The 605-nt window shown below is 74.7% G+C and carries 1 protein-coding gene; it reads right to left on the bottom strand.

Annotated features, from left to right (window positions below; genetic code table 11):
- Nucleotides 1-605, bottom strand: a 605-nt coding sequence (locus tag JMF90_RS39605) for a PepSY domain-containing protein (protein WP_201326604.1), incomplete at both ends; no start/stop codon positions are given.

Below are 605 nucleotides of genomic sequence, written 5' to 3' on the forward strand. Positions count from 1 at the left end.
CGTAGATCGTGCGTTCGGCCTTCGGGTCGGCCGGAAAGTACGACGCGGTGAACACGCCGTCCGGGCCGGACGGCAGCGCGAGCGTGTAGCCGCTCGTCACGCCGAGCCCGGCGACGATCGCGATCGCGCGGGCCAGCGGCAGCGGCGCGGGTGTGGGCGTCGGCGCGGCCGGCGAATGCGGCACGGGCACGTTGCCGACCGCCCACGGCGTTTGCGGCAACGGCAGGTCGTCCATCACCATGCCCGGCATCGATTCGTCGGAATCGTGGTGATGGCCGGACGGCGCGGTGGCCTGCGCAGGCGCATGCGCGGCCGTCGCGGCGGCACCCGGACGCGTCGAGCGCATCGACGCGCCGCCCCACGCGCCTTCCGGCGCGCCGAGGTTCACTGTCGCGGCGAGCGCCTTGAAGTTCTTGCCCCACGAGCCCGACCACGGCAGCCCGGTCAGGATGAACGCGATCGTGCCGGCCGCGAGCCAGATGCCGGCCGTCGCATGAAGGCTCTTCCACAGCGGCCGGCCGCGCAGCGACAGGTCGGGCCGCAGCGCGCGCCCGACGCGTGCCGCGCCGCGCGGCCACCACAGCGCGATGCCGGTGCCGATCATC

It is taken from the genome of Burkholderia sp. E168m23, assembly GCF_016586125.1.
GTDB classification, from domain to species: Bacteria; Pseudomonadota; Gammaproteobacteria; order Burkholderiales; family Burkholderiaceae; genus Burkholderia; species Burkholderia orbicola.